The following is a 20502-nucleotide window of genomic DNA, read 5'->3' on the forward strand; positions in this document are numbered from 1 at the left end:
GGTCATGCGGACTGTGACGCGCGGGGGCGCAGCGCCTTCTCGATCACGTCCGGCCGGTTGGTGATGATGCCGTCCACGCCGAGGCCCACCAGCCGGGTGGCGGCGCTCGCGCTGTCGACGGTCCAGGTGTTGAGCCGCAGGCCCGCCCGGTGCGGGCCCTTGAGCGCGTGCACGGCCTTGACGTACGCCGAAGTCACCGTGTGCTGCTCGGCGTTGATCTCGTCGCTGAAGGCGGCGTACCGCTTGAGCTGGGAGACGGGCGGGTTGCCGAGGAAGCCGGTGTGCACCGAGGGGCGCAGGCGGTGCGTGGTACGCAGCGCGGGGGCGCTGAAGCTCTGCACGACCAGGCGCCGGGCGAGGTGGGCGGGGTCGAGCCAGCCGGACCGGCCCAGCGTGTCCAGGGTCTGGCGCTCGACGCCGGGATACAGCTCGGGCTGCTTCAGTTCGAGCAGGAGCCCCTGGCCGGTGTGGTCGAGCAGGCCCAGGTACTCCCGCAGGGTGGGGATGCGTTCGCCCCGGAAGCGCGGGTTGAACCAGCTGCCCGCGTCCAGCTTCTTGATCTCGGCGAGGGTGAACGAACCGACCGCCCAGGGAGCCCGCTTGGGGTAGCGCCGCTTGGCGTCGGTGGTGCGCGCCAGCGTGGTGTCGTGGACGACCACGAGCGCGCCGTCGCGGGTGCGCTGGACGTCGTTCTCCACCCATCGGACGCCGAGGTCGGCGGCCCGCCGGACGGAGCTGAGGGTGTTCTCCGGGGCGTAGGCCGAGGCGCCCCGGTGGCCGAACACGATGACGGGCCCGGCCGGTCCGGCCGCCGAGGCAGGGGCGGGCAGGGCGAGCGCGAGGACCCCGCAGAGCGCGCTGACGACGGTGGACACAGCGGTGCGGTGGCGCATGGCATTCCTCACGACGGCACGGATCAACGTGCGCCGAGGGTGCCAGCCCGCCGCGGCCGGCTGCGGCGTTGCGGGCAGGCGGCGGCCAAGATGCCGGGCGGGTTCGCCGCTGCGGGTGGCCCGCGTTCGGCCAGGAGGCCCAAGGGCGAGCACATGAGCGGGCGCCCGCCGAGGGGAGGGGAGGCGGCCGCGCAAGGCCGCACTCCCGGCCCCTGGTGCCCGCTCGGACGATGCGCGCGTCGGCGAGCTGGAGCCCCCGTTCCGGTCCGGCCGTGCGGCCGCCAACTGGGCTGTCGGCCAAGGAGGTTGACGACAACCGGGAGCGCGGCGGCGGGGGCTGCGGCAGGTGCCGCGGTCCGCTACGGGAGCGGGATCGTCCTCTCGTCCCGGCGGCCCGTCGCGGCGTCCACCATGCGCAGGCGGAGCGGACCGTGTTCGTCCGGGTCGTACGGGACGTAGTACTGGAAGGAGACGTTGCCGCGCGCGTCGGCCGTGTCGTGGCTCCACTGGCGGGTGCGCGGCGCCGTGTGCCAGCCCTCCACGTAGGTGCGCACGACGGAGCGCGGGGTCCAGGCGACGCCGTCGACGTAGTACGTGCTGCCCGACTGCCACCTGGTGGTGCGCACATGGAGCGTCGGCCCGGCGCTCCGGTGGTGGGCGGCCGCGGCGGCCGTCGGCACGGTGAGCGCGCTCACCAGCATCAGCGAGACGGGCAGAAGCCGTTTCGGGGTCATTCCTTGCCCTCGTAGCGCCGCTCGAAGCGGGCGATCCGCCCCTCGGTGTCCACGGTGCGGGCCTTGCCGGTGTAGAAGGGATGGCTCTCCGCGGAGATCTCCACGTCGATCACCGGGTAGGTGTTCCCGTCGTCCCAGTCGATGGTCTCCTCGCTGGTCGCGGTCGACCGGGTCAGGAAGGCGAACCCGGCCGCCCGGTCACGGAAGACGACGGGCTGGTACGGGGGCTGCTTGTCACGCTGCATGAGGACTCCGGGGTGGGGATCAGCGGGTTTCGTCCGGCTCGGTGGGGGCGGGGTCCTGGAAGCCGTCGAGGCGGTCGAGGTCGTCCTCGTCGACGATGTGCACGGCCGCCTCCTCCGCCGACGACGCGGCCCCGTCGATGCCCACATCCGTGGCGAGCATCCGGGTCTCGTCGTCCGGGTGCGCGCCCTCGTCGGGGGCCACCAGACGCCCGGCGCGGGCGCCGCCGACCTCGTTGTCGCGCGGCTCGCCGTCGGTGTCCCAGGTGTCGCCCATGCCGTCGCCGTCGGCCACGGCCACCTCGGGGACCTCGTCGGCCAGGCGCCGCTCCAGGCTCTCGCCGTGCAGGCGTTCGGCGGCGGTCACCCCGGGGCGCTCCACGGCCCACGGCCGCTCCGGCGGCGAGTACCCGGCGTCGAGGGGCTCCGCCGGACCGTCGTCGAGGGTGTCCTCGGTGCTCAGGATGCCCTCGTCGTCCTGCACCTCGGAGCCGTCGGGCTGGTAGACATCGTCTCCCCACGCCTCACTGTCGACCACGGCTACCTCCTGGGTTGCGACCAGTGGCTTGCACGCCGCGCGGTCCGATCCGGCAGCCGCCACCAGTCTCGGCTCGCGAGCCACCCGGCCACCACCGCACGCGAGCCACCCGGGTGACCACCGGGCCGCCAAGGGCCCCGTCACGCCTGAGCGCCGCCGCCCAGCGCGCTGCCCGGCCGCCTTCCTGAGGCGGGCTTCGCGTTCGAGGAGCCAGACCCGGGAGAGCGTTCTGGTGCCCGGTCAGGCGCAGCCCGATGGAGGCGACCACGGTCGCCATGACGGCGGCGTGGGCCGCCGGTTCGGCTCACCACCGTGCGTCCGGATGATCCCGTGGCTCCATCCGACCCCGGCGGGGTGCCGCCCGCCACCGCGGTGGCGCCCTCCGAGAAATGCTTGTAGAGTACAACTCATAGAAGTTGTAAAAGCCAACCATCGGTGTCGTGGCCGCGTCGGCCGCGGCCCGGTCAGAAGGGTCTGTCATGTCCGGAGGCCACAAGGCCGCCCGCGTCGCGCCCCTCGACGTGCGCAAGGCGCCGTCGAACCCCGCGCTGCGGCACGTCCTCACGCACCTGATCACCCCGCTGCTGATGTGCCTCGGCATGGGACTCGCCTACCTGGGGGCCTTCGCCACCCCCGAGCCGCACCACCTGCCGGTCGCGGTCGTCGGGGCGGGCCCGGAGGCCAAGGTGTTCGCGCAGACCGTGAAGGACACGGCGGGCGACAGGCTCGACGTGCGCACGGTCGCCGACCGCGCCACCGCCGTCGACCAGCTCAAGCACCGCGACATCACGGGCGCCTACGTCCTCAGCGCGAAGGCCCCCGAGCTCATCGTCGCCTCGGCGGGCTCCGACATGAGCGCCACCGCCGTCGAGAAGGTCTTCACCCCGGTGGCCGGGGCCCAGGGCGTCCCCCTGAAGATCACCGACGTCGTGCCGCCCGTCTCCGGCGACCCGACCGGATCGGGCATCTTCTTCCTGCTCATCGCCGTGAGCATCGGCTCGTACGCCTCCGTCGCCGCCCTCGGCGCGGCCGGCGCCGGGCTCTCGCTGAAGCTGCGGGCGGTGCTGGTGGCCGGGGTGTCCCTCGCGGTCTCGGTGATCGGCGCGGCCTTCGCGGGACCGCTGTTCCACCTCGTCGACCACGGCCTGTGGGGGGTGTGGGCGATGTCCTGGCTGTACTCGGCGGGCATCCTCTTCCTCGGCGTCGGGCTCCACACCTTCCTCAAGCGCTGGACCACGCTCGCCGTGATGGTGCTCTTCGTGATGCTCAACTTCACGAGCTCCGGCGGCCTGTTCCGCCCCGAGCTCCAGAACGGCTTCTTCGGCGGCCTGCACGCCTTCTGGAACGGCGCGGGCCTCGTCGAGGGCATCCGCGACCTGGTCTACTTCGGCGGCCACGACCTCGCCCGCAACGTCTGGGTGCTCGCCGCGTGGCTGGTCCTCGGCCTCGCCGTGCTGGCCGTCGCCGGTCTCGTCGAACACCGCCGGGCCCCGGCCGCCGCCCCCGTCGAGGCGGCGCCCGCCACGGCCGCGCCGGCCGACGCCGCCCTCGCCGAAGCGGCCGAGGAGGAGGAAGAGGAGATCGAGGAGGCCGTCGGCGTCTGACACCGCGCCGGTGCACCAGGGCGGCCCCGATCGACGGGGCCGCCCCCGTCGTCGGTCGCGGAACGCACGGCCTGTTGGCAGGGTGGGGCCGGTGACCGTGCGGCCGGGCGACCCCAGGGAGGCAACCATGCCGGGAAAGCGCACGATGCGGGTGCGCCGCGTCTACGACCCGCCCGAGAAGGCCGACGGCGTACGCGTCCTCGTCGACCGCCTGTGGCCCAGGGGCCTGTCCAAGGAGCGCGCGGCCGTCGACGCATGGCCCAAGGAGCTCACCCCCTCGACCGAACTGCGCCGCTGGTACCACGAGGACCGCGGGCGCTACGCCGACTTCACCAAGCGGTACGAGGCCGAACTGGCCGGACCCGACCAGACCCGGGCCCTGGAGCGGCTGTGGGACCTCGTCGAGGACGGCACCGTCACCCTGGTCACGGCCGTCAAGGACATCGAGCACAGCCATGTGCCGACGCTGGTCTCCGTCGTGGAGCGGGGCCGCCCGTCCGGGTGAACCCGGCGGGCGCACCCGCGCCGGCCGGGCTAGGCAGGGTGCATGGCACCCATGTCCCGGATGGCACGACTCGACCGCCGCTGGTTCGAGCGAGTGGCGACCGCACGGCTGGCCGGCGCCGAGCAGGTGCTGCCCGCCCTCAGCCGCGCCGCCGACCACGGCGGGCTCTGGTTCGCCGCGGCGGCGACGCTCTCCGTCGCGGGCGGCCCCACCGCCCGCCGGGCCGCCCGGCGCGGGATCGGCGCCTTGGCGCTGGCCTCCCTCACCGCCAACACGGCGGCCAAGTACGCGACCCGGCGCACCCGGCCGGTCATCGACGCCGTCCCGCTGGTGCGGCGCCTCACGAAGGCGCCGCACACCACCTCGTTCCCCTCCGGGCACTCGGCGTCGGCCGCGGCCTTCGCGACGGGCGTGGCCCTGGAGTCCACCCGGTACGGGGCGCTCATCGCCCCGGTCGCCGCCGCCGTGGCGTTCTCCCGCGTCTACGTCGGCGTCCACTACCCCGGTGACGTGCTGGCCGGCTGCGCGCTCGGCGCGGCCGCGGCCGCCGTCACCTGCTACTGGTGGCCGCCCCGGCCCCACCCCCTGCACCCGCTGCACACCCGCGCCGCCGCGCCCGCCCTCAAGCGCGGCCAGGGGCTCGTCGTGGTCGTCAACGGGGGCTCCGGCAAGGGGGTTCCGGGCCGGCTGCCCGCCCAGGACCACCTGCGGCTGCTGCTGCCCGAGGCCGAGATCGTCGAACTCGGGCCCGGCGAGGACCTGGGCGCGCTGCTCGACGAGGCGGTCGCCCGGGCGGGCCAGCTCGGCGGCGTACTCGGCGTGTGCGGCGGCGACGGCACGGTGAACGCGGCCTGCGAACGCGCCGCCCGGGCCGGGCTCGCCCTCGCGGTGTTCCCCGGCGGCACCCTCAACCACTTCGCCCTCGACGCGGGCGTCCCCGCCTTCGAGGACACCGTCCACGCCCTGGAACGCGGCGAGGCGATCCGCGTCGACCTGGCCCGCGTCCGTGACGACGCGGGGCGGGACGTCGCGGCCTTCCTCAACACCTTCAGCATCGGCCTCTACCCGGACCTGGTACGGATGCGCGAGCGCATGGAGGATCGGATCGGCAAGTGGCCGGCCGGGGCCATCGCCCTCGTGCGGGTGCTGCGCACCGGCGCACCGCTGCGTCTCGTCATGGACGGGCGGCCCCGGCGCCTGTGGCTGCTGTTCGCGGGCAACGGCCACTACCAGCCCGACGGGCTCGCCCCCTCGCACCGGCCCCGGCTCGACGAGGGCCTCCTGGACGTGCGCACCGTCGACGCGGAGCTGCCCCTGGCCCGCACCCGCCTGGTCGTCTCCGCGCTGGCCGGGGCGCTGCGCCGCTCGCACGTCTACCGCGCCGAACGCGTACGGTCGCTGCGGCTCACCGGCCTCGACGCGGTGAACACCCTCGCGTACGACGGCGAGACCGCGGCCGCGCCCGACGGCCTGCGCCTGGACAAGGCGGACCGGGAGCTGGTCGTCTACAGCCCGGCCGCACCGCAGGACGAACTCGCCCAGCGGGCCCGCACCGCGACGGCCGCCATCGCCGCGGGCGCCACCGCGAGCCGGGCCCGCACGGCCCCCTGAATCCGCTCAAGTCCCGCGCGGCGCCGGATACTTGGTGAGACTCCGGTGACCACCGTGGCCCACCGCTGCGGCTGGTCCTCGGCCAGCGCCTTCATCGACGTGCTCCGCCGGGCCTTCGGCCACACGCCCGGTGCGCACAGCCGCTTGCGTTAGAGCACGCTCCAACTCGTAGCGTCATGGCCATGAACAACGCGGAGCACACGAACGACGCAGCCAACGCCCAGCACGCCGCCGCCGACGGCGCCGGTGTCACCGACGAGCGCTACGAGCGCGGCCTCGCCCTGCTGCGGACCGTCGGCGGCCAGGAGCGCCCGGCCGTCCTGGACAGCCTGGCCGACATCGCGCCGGACCTGGGCCGCATGACCGTGGCCTTCGGGTACGGCGACGTGCTGTCCCGGCCCGGACTGACCCTGCGCCAGCGGCAGATCGCCACCGTCGGCGCGCTCGCCGCGATGGGCAACGCCGCTCCCCAGCTGCGCTTCCACATCGACGGCGCGCTCAACGTCGGGGTCAGCCCCGCCGAGGTCGTCGAGATCCTCATCCACACCGCCGTGTACGCGGGCTTCCCCGCCGCGCTCAACGGGATCACGGCCGCCCGCGAGGTCTTCGAGCGCCGCCCCGACGTCGCCGCCACCCCGGTCGACACCGCGCCCGCGCCCGGCGACCGCCACGAGCGCGGACTCGCCAAGCTGGCCGAGGTCGACGGGCACGCCGGTGACCAGGTCGTCGCCTCCCTGCGGGACATCGCGCCCGATCTGGCGCGCTACATCATCGACTTCGCCTTCGGGGACGTCTACTCGCGCCCCGCGCTCGACCTGAAGTCCCGCGAACTGGCCAGCGTCGCCATGTGCACCGCGCTCGGCACGGCGGCGCCCCAGCTGCGCGTGCACATCCACGGCCTGCTCAACGTGGGCGGCACCCGCGAGGAGGTCGTCGAGGTCATCACGCAGATGGCGGGCTACGCCGGGTTCCCCGCCGCGCTCAACGGCATCGCCGCCGCCCGCGAGGTCTTCGCGGAGCGCGGCGAGAAGTGACCGCGCCGCGCTATCCGAGCCGGCGTACCGGGCACCCGGCCAGGAACGCCTGGATGTTCTCGACCGCCTGGCCGTAGTAGGCCTCGTAGTTGGCGCGCGAGACATAGCCGAGATGTGGCGTCGCGAGCAGTCGCGGCGCCGTCCGCATCGGGTGACCGGCGGGCAGCGGCTCCACGGTGAAGACGTCCACCCCGGCCCCGGCGATCCGGCCCTCGCGCAGCGCGTCCAGGAGGGCCTCCTCGTCGACGATCGCCGCGCGGGAGGTGTTGACCAGGTGGGCGGTCGGCTTCATCAGGGCCAGTTCCGGCGCGCCCAGCAGGCCCCGGGTGCGCTCGCCCAGCGCCAGGTGCACGGAGACGAAGTCGCTCGTGCGCAGGAGCTCCTCCTTCGAGGCGGCGAGCCGGACGCCGACCTCCTCGGCCCGCTCCGCCGTGAGGTTCTGGCTCCACGCCACCACGTCCATGCCGAAGGCGAGGCCGACCCGGGCGACCTTGCTCCCGATCCGGCCGAGTCCGAGCAGGCCGAGCCGCCGCCCGTGCAGGTCCGCACCCAGGGTGCTCTGCCAGGGGCCACCGGCGCGCAGCGCGGCGCTCTCCTCGACCAGGCCGCGCGCCAGACCCAGCAGCAGCGCCCAGGTCAGCTCGACCGGCGGAGTGGACCGGCTCTCGGTGCCGCACACCGTCACACCGTGAGCCGCCGCGGCCTCGAAGTCGATGACGGAATTGCGCATGCCGGACGCGATCAGGAGCTTCAGCCGGGGGAGCGCGGCGAACAGGGAGGCGGGGAAGGCGACCCGCTCGCGCAGGGTGACGACGATGTCGAACTCGGCCAGCCTGGCGGCCAGTTCGGCCTCGGTCGCGACGTGCTCGGCGAAGGAGACGACCTCGACCTCGCCGTCGAGCGGGGACCAGTCGGCGACCGAGGTGGCGGCGCTCTGGAAGTCGTCGAGCAGGGCACAGCGCAGGGGCATGTCGGTTCTCTCCCGGTCTCATCGCACGGCCTGGCCCCGGCGGGTGCCGGTACCGACATGATCACTCGCTCTTCCGCCCGCCAGGCGGGCGGGGTCCGGCCGAGGGACGGTGGCCGACGCAGCGGGTGCCGTGACGGGCCACCCTGGATACGCTCGGATGTGGGCGCGGGACCGCGTTCCCCGGCGCTCCGTCCGCCGACGACCCGACCGCGGACCCACGACCCCGACCGCCGTGGAACGGCGAGAACCGCAGAACGGGAGAGACCGCCACCAGCTCCGCGACCCGCCCGCCCCGGACCGCATGCCGGAAGGTGTGCCCATGACGAGCCCGAGCCCCGCGACGAGCCCCGACGAGCGGGCGCGCCACGGCCGCGCCGCCCGCAAACGGCTCTCGCGCTCCGCGCACGGCCGGTGGATCCCCGGCGCCGACCGGCCCGACCCGCTGACCGTCCTCGGTGAGCAGGCCCGCACGTGGGTGCCCGAACTGGCCCCGATCCGCTACGGACGGATGGCCGAGAGCGCGCTGCGCTTCCTGTGCGGATCGTCCGCGGTGATGGCGGCCGACCTCGCGGCCCAGGAGAACACCGGGCTGACCGTCCAACTCTGCGGCGACGCCCACCTGTTGAACTTCGGCGTGTTCACCTCGCCCGAGCGGTCCCTCCTGTTCGACGTCGACGACTTCGACGAGACCTGCCCCGGCCCCTTCGAGTGGGACGTCAAGCGGCTCGCCGCCAGCGTCGCCGTGGCCGCGCGCGAGAACGGGCACCGGGCCGACGACGTCCGCGTCCCCGCGCTGGCCGCGGCGGAGGCGTACCGCCGCGGCATGCGCAGGCTCGCCGGCCGCGGCGAGCTCGACGTCTGGTACGAGCACATCGATACCCGGGACATCGTGCGTCTCGTACGCCGCACGGCCGACCGCAAGGCGGCCGGGCCGGGTGCGGCCGGGCCGGGTGCGGCCGGGCCGCACGGCCGCACCGACCTGCCGCCCCTGGCCAAGCTCACCGAGATCCGCGACGGGCGGCGCCGCGTCGTCGAGGAATCGCCGCTGCTCGACCCGGTCGAAGGCCGCGACCTGGTGGCGCTGCGGAAGATCTTCAGCGACTACCGTTCCTCGCTGGCCGAGGAGCGGCGCGTGCTCCTCGACCGCTACCGGTTCGTGGACGCGGCCCGCAAGGCCGCCGGGGTGGGCGGCATCGGCCCGCGCTGCCGCCTCGTGCTCCTGGAGGGCCGGGACGCGGCCGATCAGCTCTTCCTCCAGATCAAGGAGGCACAGCGGTCGGTGCTGGAACCCCACCTGCCCGGGGCGGCCCCGGCCCACCACGGGCACCGGGTGGTCGCGGGCCAGCGCCTGCTCCAGGCCGGCGGTGACATCTTCCTCGGCTGGATGACCGGGCCGCAGGGGCGGCACTTCTACTGGCGCCGGCTGCGCGATCGGAAGGGCGCCGTCGACCTCGGCCGCATGACCCCGCCGGTCCTGGCGGCCTACGCCGGTCTGTGCGGCACCGCGCTCGCCCGCGCCCACGCCCGGTCCGGCGACCGCATCGCCATCGCCGCCTACCTCGGGGGCTCGGACGCCTTCGAGCGGGCCGTCGCCACCTTCGCCGTGCGCTACGCCGACCAGAACGCCGCCGACCACGCGGCCCTGTCGGCGGCCGTGGCCGACGGCACGATCGAGGCCGCGACCGGGTTCTGACACCAGGTCCAGCGGGGTGGGCCTCTGTCTCCTCGACGGTCATGTCGCCCTCTTTCAGGGGCAGTTGAGCAGGTTCGCTCCCGAGGTCGCCCATGCTGGCCAGCGCCGGTGCTGTCAGGGGCGCGGGGAACTGCGCGAGAAGCGACCACGGCCCGCAAGCCGAAGGGCGGGCAGGGGAGCCGGGGGTTGGGGCGCAGCCGAACCGGCTCCGGACGCCGCCCAACCCCCTGTCGGCCAGCAGGAGTGCTACTCTGCCCTCAGCACGTCTGTACGCCCCCTTCTTCGCGGCGTCCGTGCTCGTTCCCTCCCGGTGCCGCCTCCAGCGCGGCGCCCGCTGTTCCCCTCCCGGCCGTCGTACGGCCCGGACTTCTCCTGCGCCCCGTCGCGCGAAGGGACCCTCCTGTGCTGAGCACGCTCGAACACCCCCGGACCATCCACCACGACCACCACGACCACTCCACCGAGGCCCCGCTCGCCGGGGTCCTCGACCTCACCGCAGGCCAGGGCAGGCTGCGGACCGCCGGTTGCGCCCCCGCCCCGGGCGACGTGAAGGTGCCGCCCGCTCTGATCAAACAACTCGCCCTGCGCAAGGGCGACTTCATCGAATGCGAGGGGGCCACGCCCGAACGCGTCGTACGCGTCAACGGCGCCCCCGTCCAGGCGCTGGGCCGTCGGCCGCACTTCGCCGACCTCACCCCGCTGCACCCGCGCGAGCGGCTGCGCCTGGAGACCCGGGCCGACCGGCTCACGACGCGCGTCATCGACCTGGTCGCACCCGTCGGCAAGGGCCAGCGCGGGCTCATCGTGGCTCCGCCCAAGGCCGGAAAGACCGCGGTGCTCAAGGAGTTGGCCGCGGCCGTCGCCCACAACCACCCCGAGTGCCATCTCATGGTGCTGCTCGTCGACGAACGGCCCGAGGAGGTCACCGACATGCGGCGCTCGGTCCAGGGCGAGGTGCTCGCCTCCACCTTCGACCGGCCCGCGAAGGAGCACATCGCGCTCGCCGACCTCGCCATCGAGCGCGCCAAGCGCCTGGTCGAGCAGGGCAGGGACGTCGTCGTGCTCCTGGACTCGCTCACCCGCCTGTGCCGCGCCCACAACAACGCGGCCGGGCCGGGGGGACGCACCCTCAGCGGCGGGGTGGACGCCGCCGCCCTGCACGGCCCCAAGCGGCTGTTCGGCGCCGCACGCCTCACCGAGGAGGCCGGTTCCCTGACGGTCCTGGCGACCGCTCTGGTGGAGACCGGCTCGCGCGCCGACGACTACTTCTTCGAGGAGCTCAAGAGCACCGGCAACATGGAGCTGCGGCTGGCCCGGGCCCTCGCCGACAAGCGGCTCTTCCCGGCCGTCGACGTCGCCCCCTCCGGCACCCGGCGCGAGGAACTCCTGCTGAGCCCGGGGGAGTTGAGCGCGGTGCGCGGGCTGCGCCGGGCGCTGCACCATCAGGACGCGCACGGCGCCCTTGAGGCCCTCCTGGAGAAGATCCGCCAGACGCCGGACAACGCGGCCTTCCTGCGGCAGGTCCGGCTCACCGCCTGACGGACCGGACGCGACGGCCGGGCCGGACGGGGCGCGCCGCGGCCCGGCGGCGCGCCCCGCTGGGCCGTCACGCCCAGGAATCCCTCAGGGGAGCAGCTTGTCGAGGGCGGCGGGACCCTCCGTGGCCAGCTTGCGCTCGGCCCAGGCCAGGTTCTGCGGGGTGATGTCCCGCCCGGACGCGAGCACGAGGTCCTCGGCGGTGACCTCGCCCCCGGATCCCGTGTGCAGCAGGGCGTCGGGGGTCACGGGGTCGGGCTGCGGGCTGGAATCGGGCCGGTCGTTCATACCGCCTCCTACGTTCGTCCGGTAATGCACCATTCTCGCCCCCGCCTACCCGTACCGCATCCGGCCCACACGCCCCGTCCGCACCTCTCTGCGAGGCCCCGCCCGGCTTGTCGGCGGGCCGCATCAAGGGGCCGCGTACACCCGGCCCGCGTACGACGAGAAGGCCTCGGCGGTGAGCTTGCGCGCCAGGTCGGCCTCGGTGATCATGCCGACCGGTGTGCCGTCCTCGACCACCACGATCCGGCGGATCCGCGCCTCGCTCATCGCCTTGACCGCCAGGGCGGCCTCGGCGCCCGCGTCGACGGTGTGCACGACGCCGTCGGCGAGCTCGCCCGCGGTCACCCGCGACGCGTCCTTCCCCGCGGCGAGGGCCTTCACCACGATGTCGCGGTCGGTGACGACGCCGGTGAGCTGTCCGTCGGCGCCCTTGACCGGCAGCGCGCCGATCCCGTGGTCGCGCATCAACTGGGCGGCCCGGTCCAGGGTCTCGGACGCCGGGACGCAGCGGACGTCCGCCGTCATCAGGTCGCGGGCAGTGATCACGGGAGGCCTCCGGTCGGGGTGCGCGAGGGGTGGACGGATGCGGCACAGACGCCTCGGCCATGCTCGCTCCGGGCACCGCCCCGGGCCACCGCTCGCGGTCGATCGGGTGATCATCCGCGCCCCGTGTCCGCCCGATGACGGCCCGTACGGGAGCGGGCGCGCCAGGCGTCCGTCCCGCTCGGGGTGTCGCACGGCGCCGCACGGACGTCGCCGCCGGTCGGCCGCGTGGGCCCGGCGACCGCGCTCCCCTTCCAGATTCTTGGAACACGTTCTACTGTGTGCGCCGCCGTACCGCGACCGTCCTGGAGGGGCCGTGCACCTCGAATACACGCCTGAGCAGCAGCAGTTGCGCACCGAGCTGCGGACCTACTTCGCCGAGCTCGTGCCGGACAACGTCTACGCGCGGTACGCCGACCCGGCCGCCCAGAAGCGGTTCTACCGGGACACCGTGCGGCGCCTCGGCGGCGACGGCTGGCTGGGCGTGGGGTGGCCCGAGGAGTACGGCGGGCGCGGCCTGAGCCCCATGGAGCAGTTCATCTTCTTCGACGAGGCCGCCCAGGCCGGGGTCCCTCTGCCGCTGATGGCCCTGAACACCGTCGGCCCGACGATCATGCAGTTCGGCACGGCCGAACAGAAGGCGTACTTCCTGCCGAGGATCCTCTCCGGCGAGATCGACTTCGCCATCGGCTACAGCGAACCCGACGCGGGGACCGACCTGGCGGCCCTGAAGACCCGTGCGGTGCGCGAGGGCGACGAGGCCAGTGGCACCTACACGGTGAACGGGCAGAAGATCTGGACGACCAACGGCGACACCGCCGACTGGGTCTGGCTCGCCGTGCGCACCGACCCCGACGCGCCCGCGCACAAGGGCATCACCATGCTCCTCGTGCCGACCTCCGACCCCGGCTACAGCTGCACCCTCATCAACACCCTCGCCTCGCACGACACCACGGCCAGCTACTACGAGAACATCAAGGTCCCCGCCACCCGCCGGGTCGGCGAGGAGAACAAGGGCTGGCGGCTGATCACCAACCAGCTCAACCACGAGCGGGTCACGCTCGCCGCCCACGGCACGATGGCGATCCGCGCACTCCACGACGTCCAGCGCTGGGCCGCCGACACCAAGCTCGCCGACGGCCGCCGCGTCATCGACCTGGGCTGGGTCCGCAGGAACCTCGCCCGCACCCACACCCGCCTCGACGCGATGAAGCTCCTCAACTGGCAGATGGTGAACGCCGTCCAGGAAGGCACTCTCACCCCGCAGGACGCCTCCGCGGTCAAGGTGTACGGCTCCGAGGCGCGCAGGGACGCCTACGCCTGGCTCATGGAGGTCGTGGCGGCCGCCGGCCCGATGAAGGAGGGGTCGGCCGGCACGGTCCTGCACGGCGAACTGGAACGCGGCTACCGCTCCGCGGTGATCTTCACCTTCGGCGGCGGCAACAACGAGATCCAGCGCGAGATCATCGCGTGGATCGGCCTGGGGATGCCGCGCGTGCGGCGGTGACGGGACCGGTACCCCGGCCGCCGCGTACCAACTAACCTCGGATGGCGTAGGTGCGACGGCGGGCGCGCTCACTGGAGGTGGCGGATGGCTGGCGCCGATCCCGGATACTTCGGGCCCGAATCGGTCACGTGGCAGCTGCACAGCGACCCCATGATGTGGATCGCGGGGGTCCGGGCGCTCTATCTCCAGGCGCTGCATCCACGGGCCGTGCGCGGGGTCATGCAGAACTCCGACTTCCGCAAGGACGCCTGGGGGCGGCTGATGCGCACCGCCAACTTCGTGGGGACGCTCTCCTACGGCACGAAGGAGGCGGCCGAGCAGGCGGGCGCGCGGGTGCGCCGCATCCACGCCCTGCTGAAGGCCGACGACCCGGCGACGGGGGAGCGGTTCGGGATCGACGACCCCGAGCTGCTCCTGTGGGTGCACTGCGCGGAGATCGACAGCTACCTCACCGTGGTGCGGCGCTCGGGGTTCCGCCTCAGTGACGCCCAGGCCGACCGCTATGTCGGCGAACACCGCGTGGACGCACGCCTGGTGGGCCTCGACCCGGCCGGCGTGCCGGGCACGGCAGCGGAGCTCGCCGCCTACTTCGACTCCGTACGGCCGGACCTCGCGGCCACCGCCGACGCGCGGGCGGTCGACGACTTCCTGCGGCGGCCCCCCACCCACCCCCTCCTGGTCCCGGCGCGCGAGCTCGTGTGGCGGCGCGTGGCCAAGCTGGCCTACGCCTCACTGCCCCCGTACGCCCACGCCCTCTACGGCCGCCCCGGCCCCGCCGAACGCAAGGTCAATCGTCAACTGGTGTTCACCGGAACGGCGTTGCGCTGCATACCCGCGTCGGTGCGCTGGCAGCTGCCGCCCCGTCACATCCTCCGGGCGGTCGCCCGGCTGGGCCCCGGGTCCCGCCCGGCACCGTACACACTCCGCGGACAGGCGGCCATACTGGACGGGCCGGGGAGGGCGCATGGTCAGTGACGGGGGCGACGGCACCAGATGGCGGACACCAGGCTGATCCACGGCCGCTACGCGCTGCTCGACCTCATCGGGCGCGGCGGCATGGGCGAGGTGTGGCGGGCCCGCGACGAGTCGCTGGGGCGGCGGGTGGCGGTCAAGCTGCTCAAGCCGCCGGCGCCCGGCCACGAGGAGTCCTTCACCCGGGTGCTCCGCGAACGCTTCCGGCGCGAGGGCCGGGTCGCCGCCGCGCTCCAGCACCGCGGCGTCACCGTCGTGCACGACTTCGGCGAGTACGAGGGCGGGCTCTACCTCGTCATGGAGCTGCTCGAAGGGCGCAACCTCAGCCAGCTCCTCCACGACAACAAGCAGCGTCCGCTGCCGGTGCCGGACGTCATGGACATCGCCGAACAGGTCACGGCCGCCCTCGCCTACACCCACCGCCAGGGCATCGTGCACCGGGACCTGAAGCCCGCCAACATCATGCGGCTCGACGACGGCACGGTGAAGATCTGCGACTTCGGCATCGCACGGCTCGGCGCGGACATCGGCTTCACCGCCCGCCTCACCGGCACCGGCATCGCCATGGGCACCCCGCACTACATGTCGCCGGAGCAGATCGGCGGCGCCGAGCTCGACCACCGCAGTGACCTCTACTCACTGGGCTGCGTGCTGTACGAACTCGCCACCGGGGCGCCCCCGTTCGACCTGGAGGACGCCTGGGCGGTGCTCGTCGGCCACCGCGACACCCCGCCCCGGCCGCCGCGCGAGCACCGCCCCGAACTCCCCGCGTTCCTGGAGCGGGCCGTGCTCGACCTGCTGGCCAAGGAGCCCGGCCAACGCCCCGACAGCGCGACGGAGTTGGCCGAGCGCCTCGCGGCCGGCCGGGCCGCGCTGCCGCGGATCCCCGACGCCGCCGCGCCGGGGGGCGACCCGGTGCGGCCGGCCGCCCGCCACGGGCCCCGGCTCCCGTCCTGGACGAAGGGCATGACCACGGGCCACAAGGCGACCGGCACCCGCTCCTGGTCCACGCCGCCCGACCCCGCCGCGGGCCTCACCGGCGAATGGACCACCCCGCCCGCCGACCCGCGCCGCCCCCCGGCCGTCCGGGCGCCGCGGGAGCCGGAGCGGCCGACCCCGCCGCCGGACGTCCTGGCCGCCCTGAACAGCCGCCACAACGCGGGGCTCAGCCTCGGCCGGCTCGGCCGCTGGGCGGAGGCGGGCGAGGTGCACCGCGCGGTCGCCGCCGAGCGCGCCCACCTCCTGGGGCCCGACCACCCCGACACCCTCGCCAGCCGCTACGAGGTGGGCTTCACGCTGAGCCGCACCGGCCGCCCGGCCGACGCGCTGCGCGAGTTCGGCAAGGTCGCCGACGGCAGATCCCGCGCGCTGGGCCCCGAGCATCCCGAGACCCTCGACGCCCGCCAGGAGACCGCGTACGTCCTGGGGCAGCTGGGCCGCCACTTCGAGGCCCACCAGGTGTACGTCACGGTGCTCGCCGCGCGTGAGCGCGCCCAGGGCCCCGACGACCCGGACACCCTGCGCTGCCGCCACAACCTCGCCTTCAACCTCAGCAGACTCGGCCGCCTGGAGGACTCCTACGCGATGGCCCGCGACGTGGCCGCCGCACGCGCCAGGGTGCTCGGCCCCGGGCACCCCGACACCCTGGTCACCCAGTACGAAGTGGCGTACGCGCTCGGTCTGTTGGGGCGCTGGGTGGAGGCGCTCGCCGCCTATCGCGAGGTGGCGCGGGGGCGGGCGGCGGCGCTCGGCCCCGACCACCCCGACACCCTGGCGGCCCGCTACGAGATCGGCATCAGCCTCGGTCGGCTCGGCCGCAGCCCCGAGGCGCTTGAGCTGTACCGCGACCTGATCGAGGACCGGCTGCGGGTCAGCGGCCCCGAGGACCCCGAGACGCTGCGCGCCCGGCACGGCCTCGGCGTCAACCTCGGCCGGCTCGCCCGCTGGGAGGAGGCGCTGAGGGAGGCGCGCGAGGTGTGCGCCCTGCGCGAGCGGGTCCTTGGGCCCGACCATCCCGACACCCTGATCAGCCGCCGCGAGATCGCCGTGGCCATGGGGTGGCTGGGCCGCTGGGCCGAGGCGCTGGACGTCTACCGCGCCGTGGCCGAGGCGCGCGAGCGAGTCCTGGGCGCCGACCACCCCGCCGCGCTGGCCAGCCGCAACGACGAGGCGCTCTGCCTGGAACAGCTGGGCCGGGGAGCGGAGGCGGTCGCGCTGTACCGGAAGGTGGCGGCCCTGCGCCGGGGCGGCGCCGGCCACCCGTGACCCGGGACGGGTTCCGCGGCCGATCATCCCGTGTTACCAAGGGGCATGCCCGCACGCAGCGCGTTCGCCCGTGACCTGTACGACGCCGTCATCGTCGGAGGCGGCCACAACGGCCTGGTCGCCGCCGCCTACCTCGCCCGCGCCGGGAAGTCCGTCCTGGTCCTGGAGCGGCTCGGCCGCACCGGCGGCGCGGCCGTCTCCACCCGGCCCTTCGCGGGCGTGGACGCCCGGCTCTCGCGCTACTCCTATCTGGTCTCCCTGCTGCCGCGGAAGATCGTCGACGACCTGGGGCTCGACTTCGCGGTCCGCAAGCGGACGGTGTCCTCGTACACGCCGACCGTGCGCGACGGCCGCCCCGGCGGCCTCCTGGTCGGCGGCGGCCGGGACCGGACCGCGGCATCGTTTCGCCAACTGACCGGATCAGACGGGGAGTTCGCCGCCTGGGAGGCCTTCTACGACACCACGCGCAGGGTCGCCGAACGGGTCTTCCCCACCCTCACCGAGCCCCTGCCCACCGAGGCCGGGCTGCGCGAGCGGATCGGGGACGACGAGGCCTGGCGGATGCTCTTCGAGGAGCCCATCGGCGTCGCCGTCGAGGACCGCTTCCGCGACGACCTCGTGCGGGGCGTCGTCCTGACCGACGCCCTGATCGGCACGTTCGCCGACGCCCACGACCCCTCGCTCGCCCAGAACCGCTGCTTCCTCTACCACGTGATCGGCCAGGGCACCGGCGACTGGGACGTCCCGGTCGGCGGGATGGGTGCCCTCACCGACGCGCTCGCCGGGGCCGCGCGGGCCGCCGGGGCGGAGATCGCCACCGGACACGAGGTGACCGCGATCCGCGCCGACGGCACCGAGGCCGAGGTCTCCTACGTCACGGCTGAGGCGTCCGGCACGGTCGCCGCCCGCCACGTCCTGGTGAACGCCTCGCCGCAGACCCTGGCCGAACTCGTCGGCGACCGCCCGCCCGAGCCCGCCGAAGGCGCCCAGCTGAAGGTCAACATGCTGCTCAAGCGGCTGCCCCGGCTGCGGGACGGCGCGGTCGACCCGCGCGAGGCCTTCGCCGGGACCTTCCACATCGCCGAGGGGTACGGTCAGTTGGCGACGGCGTACGCCGAGGCGGCCCGCGGGGAGCTGCCCGCCGCCTCGCCGTCGGAGATCTACTGCCACTCGCTCACCGACCCGTCGATCCTGGGTCCGGAGCTCGCGGCCCGGGGGTACCAGACCCTCACCCTGTTCGGCCTGCACACCCCGGCCCGCCTCTTCGCCGACGACCACGACAAGGCGCGCGAGCACCTGCTCGCCGCGACCCTTGCCGAGCTCGACGCCCATCTGGACGAGCCGATCGCCGACTGTCTCGCCCTGGACGCGGAAGGCCGCCCCTGCATCGAGGCCAAGACCCCCCTCGACCTGGAACGCGACCTGCGGCTGCCCGGCGGGAACATCTTCCACCGCGCCCTCGCCTTCCCCTACGGCGACGGTTCGACGGGCCGCTGGGGTGTGGAGACGGGGCTCGCGAACGTGCTGCTGTGCGGGGCGGGCGCCGTGCGCGGCGGGGGCGTCAGCGGGATCCCGGGCCACAACGCGGCGATGGCGGTGCTCGGCCGCTGAACCCGCGGGTCCGTCGGCCGGCTCAGTCGGCCGAGCGCGTCCAGCCGGACGCCTCGACCCGGGCGGCGTCCTGCGGTCGCGCCTCGTCGAACAGGACCCGGCGGTCCCGGACGCGCAGAGCGTCGACGTACACGCCCCGGCCCACGTACAGCGGGCCGGTCGTGTACCGCCAGCGCAACCGCACCGGGCGGCCGCGCCAGGCCGACAGGTCCGCGGCCGCCCGGTGCCAGACCCGCCCGGACCACCCCGACACCGAACCGGCGGGGTGCTCCACCGCCCCCTGCCCGGCGCACGCGGTCGTGAACGGCACGGGCCGCCAGGTCGCGCCCGCGTCCACCGAGGCCTCCAGGGCGAGGACGCCCGCGCCCGGCTCGGTGTCCCACCACAGCGCGCACTCCAGGCGGGCCCCGCCGGCGGCCGGGGACAGCTCGGGCAGGGTGAGCGTGCGGCTCTCCCCGCGCGCCATGCTCCCGAACCAGGCCGTGCCCCCGTGGGCGGGGCGTACCGCGACGGCCCGCGCGAGGGCGTCGCCCGCGGCCACGCGCGGCGCGGAACCGGAGCGCCAAGTGCGTACCGGATGAACGGAGTTGGAGAGCAGGACCAGGAAGGTGTCGGTGCTGGGGTCGAGCACGATGCTGGTGCCGGTGAAGCCGGTGTGCCCGGCGCTGCGCGGCGTCGCCATCGCGCCCATGTACCAGTGCTGGTAGAGCTCGAAGCCGAGCCCGTGCTCATGGCCGGGGAAGGCCGCGTTGAAGTCGGTGAACAGGAGCTCCACGGAGGCGGGGCTCAGGATGCGCGCCCGCCCGTAGCTCCCGCCGTTGAGCAGCGCCCGGGCGAGGACCGCGAGGTCCCAGGCGCAGGAGAAGACCCCGGCGTGGCCCGCGACGCCGCCCATGCAGAATGCGTTCTCGTCGTGGACCTCGCCCCACACCAGACCCCGGTCGAGCCCCGACCACGGCTCGCGGGCGTCCTCGGTGGCGGCGATCTCCGGGCGCCAGGAGGCGGGCGGGTTGTAGCGCGTGCGGCGCATCCCGAGCGGCGCGGTGATCCCGTCGTGGAGCAGCGCGTCGAGCGGGCGCCCCGTGATCTTCTCCAGGACCAGTTGCAGGGAGATCAGGTTCAGGTCGGAGTAGAGGTAGGCGCTGCCGGGCGGGCTCGTGGGCGCCTCGTTCCAGATGAGCCGGAGCCGGTCCTCGCGGGTCGGCGCCCCGTAGAGCGGGAGCCAGGAGCGGAACCCCGAGGTGTGGGTGAGCAACTGCCGCACGGTGACGTGCTGTTTGCCCGCCGCGCCGAACTCGGGCAGGTAGGAGGTGACCGGGTGGTCCAGGCCCAGCGTGCCCCGCTCGATCTGCTGGACGGCGAGCAGCGAGGTGAACAGCTTGGAGAGCGAGGCGAGGTCGTAGACCGTGTCCCGGGACGTCGCGATCCTTCGTTCGGGCGGGAGCTCGACCGCGGTGTCGCTCTTCTCGTCGTACGCCGCGTAGCGGACCGCGCTGCCGAGGGCGTGGTGCAGCGCCACCGTGCCGCCGCGCCCCGCGAGCAGGACGGCTCCCGCGTACCAGGGGTGTCCGGGGGAGGGGCCGAGGAACGCCTTGGCGTTCTCGACGAGCCGGTCCAGGTGCGCGGGCAGCAACCCGGCCTGCTCGGCCGACCCGCGTCGCAGCGTCCTTGCGCGGTCCGAGGCCCTCGCCCGGCCCGGCAGCGATCCCACCATCAGCGCCCCTCCCAGCACCACGGCCGCACCGGCCAGCCGTCGTCTGCTGACGCCCCCGACATCGTCGGCCACCGGCACGCGCCTCCTCCCGGTGCACCTTCCCGGCGCGCTGAAAGTATCTTTCGTGATCACGTCGAACACCGGAAACTTTCTGCCCTGGGGCGGCCCGTGTCAATGAAGCGGCGGGGGTGGCGGCGCCCGGCAAAGAATCTGACGCGGCATCAGAAAATCTCTTCCCTCGTCGC

The 20502-nt window shown here is 74.4% G+C and carries 18 protein-coding genes and 1 pseudogene; 11 read left to right on the forward strand and 8 right to left on the reverse strand.

Annotated features, from left to right (window positions below):
- Positions 1 to 2: 2 nt before the first annotated feature.
- The 4 genes from AC07F3_RS19635 to AC07F3_RS19650 all read right to left on the reverse strand — a co-directional run bounded on the left by AC07F3_RS19635 (position 3) and on the right by AC07F3_RS19650 (position 2407).
- Entirely contained in the window at positions 3 to 893 is an 891-nt protein-coding gene (locus tag AC07F3_RS19635; protein ID WP_479115697.1) for a glycerophosphodiester phosphodiesterase, read from the reverse strand.
- A 359-nt stretch (positions 894 to 1252) separates the two neighbouring features.
- Positions 1253 to 1627, reverse strand: coding sequence for a hypothetical protein (locus AC07F3_RS19640; protein WP_479115698.1), 375 nt, complete (start codon positions 1625 to 1627; stop codon positions 1253 to 1255).
- Positions 1624 to 1872, reverse strand: a complete 249-nt coding sequence (locus AC07F3_RS19645) for a type B 50S ribosomal protein L31 (protein ID WP_261711650.1) — start codon at positions 1870 to 1872, stop codon at positions 1624 to 1626. Before AC07F3_RS19645 ends, AC07F3_RS19640 begins: the two co-directional genes overlap by 4 nt.
- Before the next feature lie 19 nt (positions 1873 to 1891).
- Positions 1892 to 2407, reverse strand: coding sequence for a DUF5709 domain-containing protein (locus AC07F3_RS19650; protein ID WP_479115700.1), 516 nt, complete (start codon positions 2405 to 2407; stop codon positions 1892 to 1894).
- A gap of 479 nt (positions 2408 to 2886) precedes the next feature.
- On the opposite strand from AC07F3_RS19650, the gene AC07F3_RS19655 reads away from it, so the two are divergent.
- The 5 genes and pseudogenes from AC07F3_RS19655 (at position 2887) to AC07F3_RS19675 (ending at position 7161) form a co-directional block, all read left to right on the forward strand.
- A complete protein-coding gene (locus AC07F3_RS19655) occupies positions 2887 to 4011 on the forward strand; it encodes an ABC-2 transporter permease (RefSeq protein WP_479115702.1) in 1125 nt (374 codons plus the stop codon).
- 127 nt (positions 4012 to 4138) lie between these two features.
- Entirely contained in the window at positions 4139 to 4516 is a 378-nt protein-coding gene (locus tag AC07F3_RS19660; RefSeq protein ID WP_479115704.1) for a DUF488 domain-containing protein, read from the forward strand.
- 51 nt (positions 4517 to 4567) lie between these two features.
- A complete protein-coding gene (locus tag AC07F3_RS19665) occupies positions 4568 to 6127 on the forward strand; it encodes a phosphatase PAP2 family protein (RefSeq protein WP_479115865.1) in 1560 nt (519 codons plus the stop codon).
- A gap of 15 nt (positions 6128 to 6142) precedes the next feature.
- Positions 6143 to 6280 (forward strand): annotated as a pseudogene (locus AC07F3_RS19670) (helix-turn-helix domain-containing protein); the annotation flags it as partial.
- A gap of 29 nt (positions 6281 to 6309) precedes the next feature.
- On the forward strand, positions 6310 to 7161 hold the full coding sequence (locus tag AC07F3_RS19675; protein WP_479115705.1) for a carboxymuconolactone decarboxylase family protein: 852 nt from the start codon (positions 6310 to 6312) through the stop codon (positions 7159 to 7161).
- Between the two features lie 10 nt (positions 7162 to 7171).
- On the opposite strand, the gene AC07F3_RS19680 is transcribed toward AC07F3_RS19675, so the two are convergent.
- Positions 7172 to 8131, reverse strand: a complete 960-nt coding sequence (locus tag AC07F3_RS19680) for a D-2-hydroxyacid dehydrogenase family protein (RefSeq protein WP_479115707.1) — start codon at positions 8129 to 8131, stop codon at positions 7172 to 7174.
- Between the two features lie 319 nt (positions 8132 to 8450).
- Between AC07F3_RS19680 and AC07F3_RS19685 the strand changes: the two genes are divergently transcribed.
- A complete protein-coding gene (locus tag AC07F3_RS19685; RefSeq protein ID WP_479115709.1) occupies positions 8451 to 9824 on the forward strand; it encodes a DUF2252 domain-containing protein in 1374 nt (457 codons plus the stop codon).
- A gap of 372 nt (positions 9825 to 10196) precedes the next feature.
- Complete coding sequence (gene rho, locus AC07F3_RS19690; RefSeq protein WP_479115866.1) at positions 10197 to 11363, forward strand: transcription termination factor Rho; 1167 nt, start codon at positions 10197 to 10199, stop codon at positions 11361 to 11363.
- 84 nt (positions 11364 to 11447) lie between these two features.
- Here the strand turns inward: rho and AC07F3_RS19695 are convergent, their stop codons facing one another.
- Both AC07F3_RS19695 and AC07F3_RS19700 read right to left on the reverse strand, forming a co-directional pair.
- A complete protein-coding gene (locus tag AC07F3_RS19695) occupies positions 11448 to 11648 on the reverse strand; it encodes a hypothetical protein (protein ID WP_479115711.1) in 201 nt (66 codons plus the stop codon).
- A 123-nt stretch (positions 11649 to 11771) separates the two neighbouring features.
- Positions 11772 to 12191, reverse strand: coding sequence for a CBS domain-containing protein (locus tag AC07F3_RS19700; RefSeq protein ID WP_479115713.1), 420 nt, complete (start codon positions 12189 to 12191; stop codon positions 11772 to 11774).
- A 313-nt stretch (positions 12192 to 12504) separates the two neighbouring features.
- Here AC07F3_RS19700 and AC07F3_RS19705 point away from each other — a divergent pair, with 313 nt between their 5' ends.
- The 4 genes from AC07F3_RS19705 (at position 12505) to AC07F3_RS19720 (ending at position 18543) form a co-directional block, all read left to right on the forward strand.
- On the forward strand, positions 12505 to 13695 hold the full coding sequence (locus AC07F3_RS19705; RefSeq protein WP_479115715.1) for an acyl-CoA dehydrogenase family protein: 1191 nt from the start codon (positions 12505 to 12507) through the stop codon (positions 13693 to 13695).
- Between the two features lie 84 nt (positions 13696 to 13779).
- The gene (locus tag AC07F3_RS19710) at positions 13780 to 14670 is read left to right on the forward strand and encodes an oxygenase MpaB family protein (RefSeq protein WP_479115717.1); all 891 of its coding nucleotides are present in this window, start codon (positions 13780 to 13782) and stop codon (positions 14668 to 14670) included.
- A gap of 18 nt (positions 14671 to 14688) precedes the next feature.
- The gene (locus AC07F3_RS19715) at positions 14689 to 16932 is read left to right on the forward strand and encodes a serine/threonine-protein kinase (RefSeq protein WP_479115719.1); all 2244 of its coding nucleotides are present in this window, start codon (positions 14689 to 14691) and stop codon (positions 16930 to 16932) included.
- A gap of 45 nt (positions 16933 to 16977) precedes the next feature.
- Positions 16978 to 18543 (forward strand): phytoene desaturase family protein, encoded by a 1566-nt coding sequence (locus AC07F3_RS19720; protein ID WP_479115721.1) that lies wholly within the window; start codon positions 16978 to 16980, stop codon positions 18541 to 18543.
- Positions 18544 to 18565: 22 nt separating this feature from the next.
- Here AC07F3_RS19720 and AC07F3_RS19725 read toward each other — a convergent pair whose 3' ends face one another.
- Positions 18566 to 20329, reverse strand: coding sequence for a serine hydrolase domain-containing protein (locus AC07F3_RS19725; RefSeq protein WP_479115723.1), 1764 nt, complete (start codon positions 20327 to 20329; stop codon positions 18566 to 18568).
- Positions 20330 to 20502 lie beyond the last annotated feature (173 nt).

It is taken from the genome of Streptomyces sp. NPDC045846 (genome assembly GCF_056431605.1).